Source organism: Thiohalophilus sp. (assembly GCF_034521165.1).
Lineage (GTDB): Bacteria > Pseudomonadota > Gammaproteobacteria > UBA6429 > Thiohalophilaceae > Thiohalophilus.
Genome location: NZ_JAXHMV010000013.1, coordinates 82,423 through 96,377, shown reverse-complemented (window position 1 = coordinate 96,377; position 13,955 = coordinate 82,423). Strand labels below are relative to the sequence as shown.

The 13,955-nt window shown below is 57.6% G+C and carries 13 protein-coding genes and 1 pseudogene; 6 read left to right on the top strand and 8 right to left on the bottom strand.

All coding sequences use genetic code 11. The features are described from left to right. On the bottom strand, positions 1 to 210 hold the full coding sequence (locus U5K34_RS12555; RefSeq protein WP_322568741.1) for a hypothetical protein: 210 nt from the start codon (positions 208 to 210) through the stop codon (positions 1 to 3). Here U5K34_RS12555 and U5K34_RS12550 point away from each other — a divergent pair. Further along, entirely contained in the window at positions 209 to 889 is a 681-nt protein-coding gene (locus tag U5K34_RS12550; protein WP_322568740.1) for a DUF2057 family protein, read from the top strand. The two genes, U5K34_RS12555 and U5K34_RS12550, sit on opposite strands and share 2 nt — an antisense overlap. Before the next feature lie 115 nt (positions 890 to 1,004). On the opposite strand, the gene pyrE is transcribed toward U5K34_RS12550, so the two are convergent. Then, positions 1,005 to 1,649, bottom strand: coding sequence for an orotate phosphoribosyltransferase (pyrE, locus tag U5K34_RS12545; protein ID WP_322568739.1), 645 nt, complete (start codon positions 1,647 to 1,649; stop codon positions 1,005 to 1,007). An 85-nt stretch (positions 1,650 to 1,734) separates the two neighbouring features. Between pyrE and U5K34_RS12540 the strand changes: the two genes are divergently transcribed. The 4 genes from U5K34_RS12540 to U5K34_RS12525 all read left to right on the top strand — a co-directional run bounded on the left by U5K34_RS12540 (position 1,735) and on the right by U5K34_RS12525 (position 6,275). Then, positions 1,735 to 2,511, top strand: a complete 777-nt coding sequence (locus U5K34_RS12540) for an exodeoxyribonuclease III (RefSeq protein WP_322568738.1) — start codon at positions 1,735 to 1,737, stop codon at positions 2,509 to 2,511. Positions 2,512 to 2,813: 302 nt separating this feature from the next. After that, on the top strand, positions 2,814 to 4,130 hold the full coding sequence (gene aceA / locus U5K34_RS12535) for an isocitrate lyase (protein WP_322568737.1): 1,317 nt from the start codon (positions 2,814 to 2,816) through the stop codon (positions 4,128 to 4,130). Between the two features lie 19 nt (positions 4,131 to 4,149). Next, positions 4,150 to 5,892 (top strand): bifunctional isocitrate dehydrogenase kinase/phosphatase, encoded by a 1,743-nt coding sequence (aceK, locus tag U5K34_RS12530; protein WP_322568736.1) that lies wholly within the window; start codon positions 4,150 to 4,152, stop codon positions 5,890 to 5,892. Positions 5,893 to 6,002: 110 nt separating this feature from the next. After that, positions 6,003 to 6,275 carry a hypothetical protein gene (locus U5K34_RS12525; RefSeq protein ID WP_322568735.1) on the top strand — a complete coding sequence of 91 codons (273 nt, stop codon included), beginning with the start codon at positions 6,003 to 6,005 and terminating at the stop codon, positions 6,273 to 6,275. A gap of 27 nt (positions 6,276 to 6,302) precedes the next feature. Here U5K34_RS12525 and U5K34_RS12520 read toward each other — a convergent pair whose 3' ends face one another. Continuing rightward, positions 6,303 to 7,049 carry a sulfite exporter TauE/SafE family protein gene (locus tag U5K34_RS12520; protein WP_322568734.1) on the bottom strand — a complete coding sequence of 249 codons (747 nt, stop codon included), beginning with the start codon at positions 7,047 to 7,049 and terminating at the stop codon, positions 6,303 to 6,305. A gap of 48 nt (positions 7,050 to 7,097) precedes the next feature. Here U5K34_RS12520 and U5K34_RS12515 point away from each other — a divergent pair, with 48 nt between their 5' ends. Further along, a complete protein-coding gene (locus U5K34_RS12515; RefSeq protein ID WP_322568733.1) occupies positions 7,098 to 7,736 on the top strand; it encodes a hypothetical protein in 639 nt (212 codons plus the stop codon). Positions 7,737 to 7,889: 153 nt separating this feature from the next. Here the strand turns inward: U5K34_RS12515 and slmA are convergent, their stop codons facing one another. The 5 genes and pseudogenes from slmA to coaBC all read right to left on the bottom strand — a co-directional run bounded on the left by slmA (position 7,890) and on the right by coaBC (position 13,933). Then, positions 7,890 to 8,492, bottom strand: a complete 603-nt coding sequence (slmA, locus tag U5K34_RS12510; RefSeq protein ID WP_322568732.1) for a nucleoid occlusion factor SlmA — start codon at positions 8,490 to 8,492, stop codon at positions 7,890 to 7,892. A gap of 70 nt (positions 8,493 to 8,562) precedes the next feature. Next, entirely contained in the window at positions 8,563 to 9,459 is an 897-nt protein-coding gene (argB, locus tag U5K34_RS12505; RefSeq protein WP_322568731.1) for an acetylglutamate kinase, read from the bottom strand. Positions 9,460 to 9,503: 44 nt separating this feature from the next. Further along, positions 9,504 to 12,104, bottom strand: a complete 2,601-nt coding sequence (locus U5K34_RS12500; RefSeq protein ID WP_322568730.1) for a phosphomannomutase/phosphoglucomutase — start codon at positions 12,102 to 12,104, stop codon at positions 9,504 to 9,506. Between the two features lie 34 nt (positions 12,105 to 12,138). Then, positions 12,139 to 12,594, bottom strand: a complete 456-nt coding sequence (dut, locus tag U5K34_RS12495; RefSeq protein ID WP_322568729.1) for a dUTP diphosphatase — start codon at positions 12,592 to 12,594, stop codon at positions 12,139 to 12,141. 78 nt (positions 12,595 to 12,672) lie between these two features. After that, positions 12,673 to 13,933, bottom strand: a pseudogene (gene coaBC, locus U5K34_RS12490) (bifunctional phosphopantothenoylcysteine decarboxylase/phosphopantothenate--cysteine ligase CoaBC). Between the last annotated feature and the right edge of the window lie 22 nt (positions 13,934 to 13,955).

Here is a 13,955-nt window from a genome sequence, read left to right as displayed (position 1 = left end):
TTACTCTAGCATGATCAGCGCCTGCAAGGTAAAAGCCGCCCGGGCAGGCGGCAACACTTTTGTGCCGGCGCGGCTGCGTTGGGTGACGAAATCGCCGGCCCGGCCTACCTGCAGTGTCGTAATTCTGTCAGAATTGGCCGTTAACGTATGCTGGGCTTGTGAGCCTATGCGCCACGACACCACCTGGCTCCAACCGATGAGGATATTCATGAACTGGCGAACGCTCTTGTCTCTGGGACTGGTCTCTGTACTACTGACGGCCTGCGCCCCCACCGGCCCGGTCAAATTTTATAACGGTCCCGACAAACCCTTGAGTGAAATTGCGCTGATCAGGGTCCCCGGTCCGATCACCACCCTGGCCATCGACGGACGCGACATCCGCTCCCCGTCCAAAGAAGAAGGCTTTTACGAACTCCACCTGTCACCCGGCCAGCATACACTCACCTTCAAATATGAACTCTACTGGGGCTCGGCCGACACCGGCATGCTGATCAAATCCAGTCCTACCAGGGTGCAGGCCCACTTCCAGGTCGGGCAGGTGTATGAACTGCGCTATGATGAACCGGAGTCGGAAGATGAGGCGTTTACCATGGCCAGTGATTTTCAGGCCACGCTGGTGGAACGGGGCAGCGGCCAGCGTATCGCCGCCACCCCCTCGGATGAATATCCCTCGGGTATCACCAATGCCGAACCGGTCGTCCCGCAGACGTCGACTCCCACAACGGCCCCGGCGCAAGCACAGGCCAATCGGTCGCTCCCCGACGCCGACCAGGCCGTCAACGAAGACGCCGTCAAGCGGCTCAAGTTCTGGTGGCTGATGGCGGATGAGGCCGAACGCGAAACATTCCGCAAGTGGATGCAGCAGGAGATGCCGAACTTCAAGGATTAAGTGCTGAACCACCAAGGCACCAAGACACCAAGAAAAACTCGTTGATTAAAAATAACTCCTTGGTGTCTTGCCGTCTTGGCGTCTTGGCGTCTTGGTGGTTTATCTTTTGACTGTTTTACTCGATGCCGTACTGGGTACGGTAGGCCTTAACCGCTTCGAGTTTGTCTTGCATGCCGGTTTGTTTTGACAGGTATTCGATTAAAAGCTCGAGCCGGATGATGCTGTGCACCGGGATGCTATAATTGTTCTCGACTTCCTGGATAGCGGACAGCTCGCCCTTGCCTTTTTCCTGACGGTCCAGCGCGATGACCACACCCGCCGGGGCGGCACCGTTGGCCTGGATAATTTCCATCGCCTCGCCGATAGCGGTACCGGCGGTGATCACGTCATCGATGATCAGCACCTTGCCCTGCAGTGGCGCGCCGACGATATTGCCGCCCTCGCCGTGGGCCTTGGCTTCCTTGCGGTTGAAGGCGTAGGGCACATCGCGGTCATGCTGCTCGGCCAGGGCCACGGCCGTCGCCGCCGCCAGCGGAATCCCCTTGTAGGCGGGGCCGAACAACACATCGAACTGCACACAGGCGTCAACGATGGTCTGCGCATAATAGCGCCCCAGTCGCGCCAGCGCCTTGCCGCTGTTAAACAGCCCGGCGTTGAAAAAATAGGGGCTGACGCGCCCCGACTTGAGCGTAAATTCACCAAAGCGCAGCACGTCGCGCTGCAGGGCGAACTCGATAAATTCCTGTTGATAATCACGCATGCGATAAATTCCGGATTGTGTGGCTGGGGATTTCGTTGTTCAGGTTGTGTATCATACACCTTTTGGTCGTAACCGGATAAGTGTGATGTTCAGAGTGATTACCGCCAACCTCAACGGCATTCGCGCCGCCCAGCGCAAGGGGTTCTTCGAATGGATGAAGCGTCAGAAGGCCGATGTGATTTGCATCCAGGAGACCAAGGCCCAGGAGCACCAGCTGGATAACGCGATTTTCTACCCGAAGGGTTATCACACCTATTATTTCGACGCGCAGAAAAAAGGCTACAGCGGGGTGGCGATCATGAGCCGCCACCGGCCGGACAAGGTTTCCATCGGGCTGGGCTGGGATCATGTCGACACCGAAGGCCGCTGGATCGAAATCGAGATTGGCAAACTCACCGTCGCCTCGCTCTATCTCCCTTCGGGCGCCTCCAGCGAGGAGCGTCACAACAACAAGCTGATTTTTATGGACCGCTTCGCCGAGGATCTCAAGGCCATGCGTCGCCGACGTCGCGATTACATCATCTGCGGCGACTTCAACACGGTACACAAGGAGATCGATATCAAAAACTGGAAGTCCAACCAGAAGACCTCCGGCGTCACCCCGGTGGAACGGGCCTGGCTGGATAACCTGTTCGATAACATCGGCTTCATCGACGCCTTTCGCGAGGTCAACCAGAAACCGGATCAATACACCTGGTGGTCCAACCGCGGCAATGCCCGCGAGAACAACGTCGGGTGGCGTATCGACTACCAGATCATCACTCCCGGTCTCAAGGGCACGGTCAAAAATGCCTCGGTATATAAAAACAAGTGGTTCTCCGACCACGCGCCCCTGACTATCGATTACGATATCGAGATCTGAGCCCTGCACGGGCAACCCTGGTCAAGATAAGACGAAACATTGATCTCTCGCCGAGGCGCGAAGCCCGCCAGGACAATCATATTAGTGATTTACTCCGCGCCTTGGCGTCTCTGCGAGAGATCGTGTTTTTACTTTTCTCTTTCGGTTGTGGCAGCCTCGCTGCTCATCATCTATCTTTAGTACAGCACAATAAAAACAGTGTCATCTTTGTAAAGGGTGAACATTATTGGGGGTATCGGCCACGCCACGGCCATCCCATCGTGAGCCATACCTGATGCGACAATCCGCAGGAGGAGAGCAGAATGAAGTCACGCGAGGAGCAGATTCGGGAACTCGAACAGGAATGGGCGCAGAACCCCCGCTGGCGCGATGTCAAGCGGGGCTATTCGGCGGCCGACGTGGTTCGCCTGCGAGGCTCGCTGCAGCCGGAGTACACCCTGGCCCGCCAGGGCGCCGAGAAGCTCTGGTCGCTGCTGCACGGCCAGGCCAGCAAGGGCTATATCAATGCCATGGGAGCCATCACCGGTGGCCAGGCCCTGCAACAGGCCAAGGCCGGGATTGAGGCAATCTACCTGTCCGGCTGGCAGGTGGCGGCTGATGGCAATACCTCGGAAACCATGTACCCCGATCAGTCCCTCTATGCCTATGACTCGGTCCCGGCGATGGTGCGGCGCATCAACAACGCCTTCAAGCGCGCCGACGAGATCCAGTGGGCGCGTGGCGACAATCCGGGCGACGAAGGCTATATCGATCACTTTCTGCCGATCGTGGCCGATGCCGAGGCCGGCTTTGGCGGCGTACTCAATGCCTTTGAACTGATGAAGAACATGATTGCCGCCGGCGCGGCCGGGGTACATTACGAGGATCAGCTGGCGGCGGTCAAAAAATGTGGCCACATGGGGGGCAAGGTTCTGGTGCCAACCCAGGAGGCGGTGCACAAACTGATCGCCGCACGTCTGGCCTCCGATGTCTGCAATGTCCCGACCCTGTTGCTGGCCCGTACCGATGCCGAAGCGGCCAACCTGTTGACCTCCGACTTCGATCCGAACGATAAACCGTTTATGACCGGTGAGCGCACGGATGAAGGTTTTTATCGGGTAAAAAATGGCCTGGAACAGGCCATCTCCCGGGGCGTCGCCTATGCCCCGTATGCCGATCTGGTGTGGTGCGAAACCGGCACACCGGATCTCGGCTTCGCTCGCGAATTCGCCGAGGCAGTGCTGGAAAACAACCCGAACAAGCTGCTGGCCTATAACTGCTCGCCATCATTTAACTGGAAGAAAAATCTGGATGACAAAACCATCGCCCGCTTCCAGGATGATCTGGCCGAACTGGGTTACAAATACCAGTTCATTACTCTCGCGGGAATTCACAGCATGTGGTTCAACATGTTCGACCTCTCCTATGATTATGCACGCGGCGAGGGCATGAAACATTATGTGGAAAAAGTGCAGCAACCCGAATTTGCCGCGCGGGAAAAAGGCTATACCTTCGTCTCCCATCAGCAGGAGGTCGGGGCCGGCTATTTTGATGATGTCACCTCCACCATACAGGGCGGTTTCTCATCGGTGACCGCCCTGACCGGTTCCACCGAGGAAGGCCAATTCGACGACACATAAACGACTCGAAGGTGACGGCATGAGTGTCGATCCCGATCACCCGCCATCCAGCCAGGCCACTATCTTACCGGCCCCGTCGAATCAGGGTGTCGTCGGCGAGCTGGCCGAGATGATCGTGGCCGGCTTCGGCCGGCACTTTACGCTGTTTCGCGAGATAACCCGTGAAGCGCATGACAATTTTATCCGGGGTGACTGGGTAGCCAGCCGCCAGGCGGCGATCCGGCGTATCAGCCTGTACGACGATCGGGTTCGCGAGACCATCCAGGAATTGCGCGAACGATTCGACCACGAAACACTGCACGCCGCGCCCTGGCAACAGGTCAAGTTTCAATACATGGGCCTGCTGTATCGCCACCGGCAGCCGGAACTGGCCGAAACCTTTTACAACTCGGTTTTTGTCGGCCTGTTTGAACGCCACTTCTATAACAATGATTTCATTTTCGTGCGACCCTCCATGTCCACCGAACGGCTGGACAGTGACGACCCCGTATATCGAAGCTTTTATCCCCTGCGCGAGGGCTGGCGTGCCACGCTGCAGCGAATTCTCGCCACCGCCAACATCGGGCTGGCTTTTGGCGATCTGCGCCATGATGTACGCTGTATTACACAGGCCATTCGCCGGCATACCAACCTGCCACGTCGACTTGCCCAGCATTTTCAGATCCAGATGCTGCGCCAGCCTTTTTATCGGAATCGCTCGGCCTATCTGGTAGGGCGGGTTATCAACGGCCCGGACCGCTATCCATTTATTCTGCGCATCCGCCGTAATGCGGACGGCAGTGCCTATGTCGATCGGCTGATCAGCGAACGTGACAATGTCGCCAGTCTGTTCACTTCGGCACGCGCCTATTTTCTGGTGGATACCGAGATTCCCTCGGCGGTCATCCGCTTCCTGCTTGATTTTCTGCCGGAGAAAACCGCGGCGGATCTGTATACCCAGATCGGTTTTCACAAGCAGGGCAAGGCGGAATTTTATCGCGATTTTCTCGATCACCTGCAGCGTTCCTCGGATGCCATCGAGACCGCGCCGGGCAGCAAGGGTATGGTCATGGTGGTTTTCACCCTGCCCTCCTATCCCTATGTCTTCAAATTGATCCGCGATCGATTTCCTCCCCCGAAGAACACCACCCGGCAGAAAGTTATCGACCGCTATCATATGGTCAAACAACATGATCGGGTCGGACGGCTATCCGACGCCTGGGAGTTTTCCTACACGGCTTTTCCCGTGGATCGGTTTACCGATGACCTGCTTGAGGAATTGAAAACCGAAGCTACCTCGCAAGTTTCGTTCGAGGGCCATCAGCTGATTATCAAACATTTGTTTATCGAGCGTCGTCTCGAACCGCTGAACCTGTATCTGGAGCGGGCCGATGAGGAGGGCATGCGCCACGCGCTGCAGGATTACGGGGATGCTATCCATGACATTGCCGCCGCCGGAATATTTCCCGGCGATCTGCTGACCAAGAACTTCGGCATCACCAGTTACGGGCGGGTCATTTTTTACGATTATGACGAGATTATGCCGATGGACGAATGTCATTTTCGGCATATTCCACCGCCACGTTATCCCGAGGACGAGCTGGCGGCCGAGCCCTGGTACTCCGTGGGGCCCAATGATATTTTTCCCGAAGAATTCGCCGTATTTCTGTTCACCGATCCCCACCAACGCGAACTTTTCACCCGCCTGCACCCGGAGTTGCTTGACGCGGATTACTGGCAGCAGTTGCAGGCACAGCTGGCCGAGGGGCAGTTGCCGGAGTAAATCTGTCTAATTTTTGCTGTAAAACCGTGAACTTGCCGCTTTGCTGCTCCACCTGCGGCTTTGATGTTACAATGGGATGGTAAAATATCGAGAACCAAAGCGAGTGCCCTGTGTCAGATCCGGATAAATTAACCAAACAGCATGACAAACTCGTGCACAGCGATAATGTCAAAGTCACCTCCCATGTACAGCGGGAGGAAGGTGAATGGTTTATCAACACTGTGATGATCGAGGGCGAGGATGTTCCGTTTCGCTACAAGCGCAAGAAAAAATACAAGGATCTCACCGGCGCCCGCGTCAACCTGACCTATTATCCCGACAAACTCAATGTCGGCGGCATGGAGATGGAAATCATGACGGTCGTCCGCATCCGTGTCGCCTGAAGCAGACTAAATACCGGCATACGCCAATCAGCCGATAATCAGTTTTATTCCCACCAGAATAGTCACGATCTCGAATGCCCGCTTGATGGCCCGGTTACCCTTGATGATCGAATAGTGGGCGCCGATATAGCCGCCCAGCAGGGAACCCAGCAACAATACCGGCAACCAGTCCCAGCGAATCGATCCCAGCAGGCCCAGCGTCAGGGCGCCACTGCCATTCCAGAACAATCCTACCATCACCAGTGTGTGGGCGACGGCACGTCTGTAATCGAGCCCGAACCAGCGAATCAGCCACAGGGTGACAAACAGGCCGGTCCCGGACGTCAGCGACCCGTTGAGAAAACCGATACCGAACAACACGACACCGCCGATGACCAGCCCACTGCGATCCCGGTGACTGCGGGTATCCACCTGGCCAAGATCGGGGTTTCTCCAGGAATAAATCCCCAGCCCCATGGTCAGGACCCCCAACGCCAGTTCAGCCCAGCGGTCAGGCACATTCAGGATGACACTGGCCCCCAGCACCACGCCGGGCACCCCGGCCAGGAGCATAATCAGGGCAAATTGCCCATCCAGGTTCTTTTCCCTAAAGTGGCGGGCGGAGGCGCCGATACCCAGGGCAACACTGGCCAGCTTGTGGGTTGCCAGCGCCACACCGAACGGCAAACCCAGGAAAATCAGGGCCGGCAACTGCAATAAACCGGCCCCGCCGCCGGCAAAAGCGGAAAAGGCGTTGGCCAGCAGGGAAATAATAAATAACAGGATGTATTCCATAGGTGAAAAATTTCCTACAATGGGGCTCCTGAAACCAAGGGCTCTGTAATGATAACCGGATTCCGTTTACCAGTTCGCCTCGGCCTCGCGGCGCTGATTCTCGCGCTTGCCAACCCCGCGCTGGCGGGCCGATACAAATGCTGGACCAATGATGAAGGCGTGCGTGAGTGCGGCCAGAGTGTTCCGCCCGAATACTCCCAACAGCGGATTGAAATACTGAACGACCAGGGTGTCGTCATTGATGTTGAGGAGCCGGCCAAGACCCCCGAACAGCTTGAGGCGGAAAAACGGGCCGCTGAGCAACGTCGCCTGAAAGAACAACAACAGGCGGAACAAAAACGCCGCGACCAGGTACTTTTAAATACATTTACGACCGAGCGCGACCTCAAGCTTTACTACGAGAACAAAACCGCGGCCACTCAAAGCCTGATCGACATTACCCGGGCCAGCAACGAAGCACTGCGGGATAAACTCGGTGATCTGCAGAAACAGGCCGCCAATCAGGAACGCCGTGGCAAGGAGCTTTCCGAAGACCTTCTCGATCGGATGGAGCAGGTCAAGCGCCGGATTGCGAACAACAAGATTTTTATGGCCGAAAAAGCACAGGAACTGGATAGTTTACAGAAGCAGTTTGAGGTGGAGCTGGCACGTTTTCGTAAACTGAAATCAGCCCAAACCCCCCGCTAAATAAAAGTTCTCAATACCCGAGCACCCCACGTCGGGTGGATCAACAAGCGAAGCGGATCCACCTGAACCCAGCAAAACCTGGATCCGTCGCGTTGCTCCTTGATCCAGGCTACTCAGTAAATGGACAAGTATTCGGAACCCGTATTTAGCCCCTCAATCGCGAGCCTGCAGCAAGGCCTCCAGCAGGCTCCACTGATCTTCCCACATCTCCTGCGGTGAATGTCGAAAACCGCTGCGCACGTACTGGTTAATGCGCCCCTCGATGATCGACAGCAACAGGTTCGCACTCGGTCCGACCGGCAACCCCGGTGACAACTCGCCGTTCATCTCGCCTTCACGCAATACCTGCTTGAGCTGGGTTTCCAGTCTGTCATAGAACTGATCGATTCGGCTGCGCAGCCGTTCTGTCTCACCGACCAGCACATCGCCGGCCAGCAGTCGGGTAATGCCGGCGTTTTTGGCCGCGAAACCGAGTACCAGCGTCATGATGTGTTCGCTGCGCCGAATGGCGGATTTCTGATCCTCCAGAATCCGGTTGATCAGACCAAAGATGGATTCCTCGATAAACTCGATCAGTCCCTCGAACATCCGTGCCTTGCTGGGGAAATGGCGATACAGTGCGGCCTCGGAAACTCCGACGGCGCGGGCCAGACCGGCGGTGGTAATCCGCTCGCCGGGACTGTTCTCCAGTTCACTGGCCAGTACCTCGAGTATCTGCTGGCGGCGTGACGGCTTGTCCGATTGCTTCTGGTTCATGGTGCCTGTCTTCAGTTATGGTCCTTCAATTTCGGATCCTTTAATTTCGAATCCCTCAATTACGAATCCCTCAATTACGAATCAAGGTACCGACACCTTCGTCGGTCAATACTTCCAGCAGGACGGCGTGCTCGACCCGTCCATCGATGATCTGCGCGGTACCGACGCCGGAGTGCACGGCATCCAGGGCGCAGCGAATCTTGGGCAACATCCCGCCGTGGATCGTGCCATCCTCGATCAAACCTTCCACTTGCTTTGCCTTGAGACCGGTCAACAGTCCGCCGTCATTATCCATTACACCCGGCGTGTTGGTCAGCAGGATCAGTTTTTCCGCACCCAGGGTGATGGCCAGCTTGCCGGCCACCAGATCGGCATTAATATTATAGGACTGACCATCCTCGCCAACACCGATAGGTGCAATGACCGGAATGAAATCCCCCTGTTTGATCAGCATATTGATTACGGAAGGGTCGATACTCTGTACATCCCCCACATGACCGATATCGATAATCTCGGGCGTATTCATTTGTGGATTCTGACGCTCGAAGAGCATCTTGCGCGCCCGGATCAGACCGCCATCCTTGCCGGTCAGTCCGACAGCATGGCCACCGGCCTGATTGATCAGATTGACGATATCCTTGTTTACCAGGCCCCCGAGAACCATCAATACCACATCCATGGTTTCGGAGTCGGTCACCCGCATACCCTCGATAAACTTGCTCTCCTTACCAATCTGTTCCAGCACGTTACCGATCTGCGGCCCGCCACCGTGCACGACGACCGGGTTCATGCCCACGAGCTTCATCAACACGATGTCACGCGCGAACCCCTGCTTGAGTTTCTCGTCGACCATGGCGTTGCCGCCATATTTGATCACCATCGTCTTGCCTTGAAAGCGCTGGATATAGGGCAGCGCTTCGGTCAGGACCTTGGCGATATTCAGTGCGGATGTGGCGTTAATGCTCATACAAATGTTTTGCTGTCCGGTTGATGCGCGATGAAGTGCCTTGCCTAGAAAGGCAGGCTGAGATCGGGTTTGACCGATTGCAGTAACTCGCGGAACTGTTGCTGAATGCGTTGCAGGGCTTCCTTATCTTTGGCTTCAAACCGCATGATCAGGCTTGGGGTCGTATTGGACGCCCGCACCAATCCCCAGCCATCCTCAAAATCGGCCCGTACGCCATCGATCATGATGACATTGGCATTGTCAAACTCGGCCCGGCTCATCAGCTCGTCCATAAACTGGTGCTGTTCGCCCTCGGCCAGATCGACGCGCAGTTCGGGCGTGTTGACCATATCCGGCAGACTGGCAAAGACTGCCTGCGGCTTGCGTTTGTCCTTGGCCAGGATTTCCAGCAAGCGCGCGGCAGCATACAGAGCGTCATCAAAGCCGAACCAGCGTTCCTGGAAAAAGATATGTCCACTCATCTCACCCGCCAGCAGGGCCCCGGACTGTTTCATCTTGGCTTTAATCAGCGAATGACCGGTCTTCCACATGATCGGCTCGCCGCCTTTCTCCCAGATCACTTTGGTGAGATTACTGGAGCATTTGATATCGTAAATAATCTGCGCGCCATGGTTACGCGTCAGGATATCGGCGGCATACAACATCATCAGCCGATCCGGCCAGATAATATTACCATCGGGACTGACCACGCCAATGCGATCGCCGTCACCATCGAAGGCAATCCCCAGATCGGCATTCTGGGCCCGCACCAGTTCGATCACATCACGCAGGTTCTCGGGCTGACTGGGATCGGGGTGATGATTGGGGAAGTTGCCATCCACTTCGCTGTAAATATCGATCAACTCGACACCCAGTCCGCGGAATAATGCCGGCGCCACCGCCCCGGCGACGCCGTTGCCGCAGTCAACCACCACCTTGAGCGGACGCGCCAGCTTGATATCGGAAACAATCTGTTGGATATAGTCATTGGTAATGCTGTGCGTGCCATAGCTGCCCTTGCCCTGGGCAAAATCCTTGTTCTCGACACGCTGGCGCAAACCCTGTATCGCGTCGCCCGAGAGCGTTTCACCCCCCAGCACCATCTTGAAGCCGTTATAGTCGGGCGGGTTGTGACTGCCGGTGAGCATCACGCCGGAACCGTCGGCCAGCTGGTGCGCCGCGTAGTACAGGACCGGGGTCGGCACCATGCCGACATCGATCACCTGCAGGCCGGCGGCCTGCAGCCCGCGCACCAGCGCACCGCCCAGTTCCGGACCGGATTTGCGTCCATCGCGCCCGAAGGCGATTCTGGTCAGTCCCCGCTGGCGGGCCTCGCTGCCCAATGCCTGCCCGATCAATAGCGCATGCTGGGGAGTCAGAGTCCGCCCGACGATGCCGCGAATATCATAGGCTTTGAAAATCTCCGCCGGCGGTATGGCCGGCGCCGGCGCGTTACTGGCCGTGGCAGTTGGGGCAGCTTCAGGTTTTTTTGGCGACTCGGGCTCCCGGCTTTCGAAGCGGGCCCGATCCTCGTCGCTATCCAGTTCTTCCACCGACATGGCGCTGCTGTCCATAAAGATCCGGTCGGATGAGCCATCCAGGCCGGCCATGTGCAGTGAATTGCCCTCGTCATCGTGCTCGCGCTGCATGATCGGCGCGGCCGGCAAATCCTGCAACCGTTTGGCCATTTCCTTGAATTCTTTCATCTTGAGGAAATACTCATGGCGCTTGTTACCGCGCAGCACGCTGGCCTCGAGCAGCATGAAGTTTTCCAGATCGGCAGAGATGGAGCGGCTCATCGCCTGGTAAAGCAACAAGGTCACGATCCCGGTCAGAACGACACTGATCGCCAGAACGGTCAACAGGTTCACGTTAAAGGCCGAGACGCGTTCCACCTGCGGCATCCAGGCCGACAGTCGCCAGGCCGTGTTGGGGATATCCACATGGGTCGAGTCGGCGAGCGACTGATGCCGCATTTCACCGGCCTTGCCCAGCAAAACACTACTCTGCTCGGTAATTTTCTGGTTAAGCTCGACATAGCCATCGCCGGCCGCCTCGCCCAGCCAGCGATCGAGCAATCCGACATCCAGCGCCAGTTGCACATGGCCGATCACCTTCTCGCCGCTACGATCCAGCACCGGTTCAACGATATCGATATGTTCCTGTGGTGTATCCAGGGCGTGCACTTCCACCGGTGGCCGTGCTTTGAGTTCTTCCGCCTGACGCTGCAGATCCAGGCAGGCAAACCCCAGATGTGGCTCGCGGGTTTTATCGGGGGAATAAATCTTTGGCGGCAGCAAGCGCACACGCAGGGCGTTATCAAATATGGTAAGCAGTTCACCTTCCCGCTCGGCGATCGCCGAGCGGGTGCCGCTTTGCAGCAATTCGCGGGTCTGCGGATCCCGGGCGATGCTGCTCAGAGCATGGGCGTAATCGGCGACCGACTCGCTAATGCCGGCGGCGGTGCGTCGCGCCTCATTCTCAAGAACCGCGTTCTCCTGGGTTTGCAGGGCACTGAGCGGGGTCATCTGGCCGATGAACACCGCGACCGAGAGGATGGCACTGAACAGCAAGAAAGCGATCAGACTGACCGCGAAGAGGCTAATACTGCTGGAACGGATCTGTTGTTCCTGGTTTTTGCTTTTACGTTTGCGACGACGGGCCACTCTGCCTCTCCCCTGTTATTCGGATTATGACGGGTTATGCACGACCGGTATGCCCGAAGCCGCCTTCGGCCCGAGAGCTCGCTGCAAATTCCTCCACGAGATCGAACTGCGCCTGGACCACTGGCACAAACACCAGCTGGGCAATACGCTCACCAATATTGATAGTAAAAGAATCGCTGCCGCGATTCCAACAGGAAACGAACAGCTGACCCTGGTAGTCCGAATCGATCAGCCCGACCAGATTACCAAGCACGATGCCATGCTTATGCCCGAGCCCGGAACGCGGCAGGATCACCGCCGCCAGCGACGGGTCGCCGATATGAATCGACAGGCCGGTCGGAATGAGTTCTGTCTGACCGGGATTCAATACCAGCGCCTCATCCAGGCAGGCGCGCAGATCGAGTCCGGCGGAACCGTCGGTGGCGTAATCGGGCAGGGGGATCTCTTCGCCGAGACGGGGATCGAGCAGCTTCAGTTGAATACGGGCCATAATGAATAAAGCGCCTGTGTTGGGAAAAACGTTATTGTTCTATTGTTATTTTATACGGACCGACGGTCGCGGCCGAAATCAGCTTTTTTTCAATTCTACAACGTTGGCGCCACTTGCGGCAGTCCGGGTTCCCGTTTCATAGCGACTGACAAGCAGCGGAATCAGCTGGCGCGCCAGCTGCGCCTTGCCGGCCAGCGGCAGCTCGGTCTCGCCACCCGGCCAGAATATCTGCAATACATTGGTGTCGCTGCCAAAGGTTCCCCGCGGTCTCGACTGCGGCCGGCCCCACCGGGTTGGCCACCACCATCTCCAGCCGTTTTTCCTGCAACTTGGCGCGGGCATAGCGGGCCAGATCCGTTGTCTCGGCGGCAAAGCCGACACAGAACAGCCGCGGGTGCCGCTGCTTGACGCCCGCAAGAATATCCGGGGTTTTCTCCAGTTCCAGCGACAGTGACACCGGATCTTTTTTGATTTTTTGTTCCAGGATCTGGACAGGCCGGTAATCGGCCACGGCGGCCGTGGCAATAAAGATATCCGCCTGCTCGGCACGCGCCATCACCGACTCGTGCATCTGCCCGGCACTGACCACATCAATGCGCTCCACATGCGCGGGCGTGGCCAGGCTCACCGGCCCACTCACCAGGATCACCCGGGCGCCGGCTTCCGCCGCCGCCTCGGCCAGGGCAAACCCCATCTTGCCGGAGCTGTGGTTGGATAAATAGCGCACCGGATCAATCGCCTCGCGGGTTGGCCCGGCGGTGATCAGCACCGTCTTGCCGGTCAGGCTGCCGGTACTGAACAGTTCTTGCACCTGCATCACGATCGTTGCCGGCTCGCTCATCCGCCCGGCACCCACATCACCGCAGGCCTGCTCGCCCTCCTCCGGGCCGATCAGCAGCACCCCGCGCTTTTGCAGGGTACGGATATTGTCGACCGTCGCCGGATTGGCCCACATATGGGCGTTCATCGCCGGGGCCACCGCCAGCGGGACTTCCGAGGCCAGGCAGACCGTGGAGAGCAGATCGTCGGCCCGGCCCTGGACCAGGCGGGCCAGAAAATCGGCGCTGGCCGGCGCAACGACAATGGCATCGGCCCAGCGTGCCAGCTCGATATGGCCCATCGCCGCCTCGGCGTCGGCATCCAGCAGGTGACGATGCACTGGCTGACCGGAGACCGCCTGGAAGGTCATGGGCGTGACAAACTCGCAGGCGCCGTCGGTCATCACCACCCGCACCTCGGCCCCCGCCTCGCGCAGCCGGCGCACCAGATCCGCCGCCTTGTAGGCGGCGATGCTGCCGGTCACGCCGAGCAGGATATGTTTGTTGGCCAGTTGCGTCATATATAAAGTGTATCAGAGATTC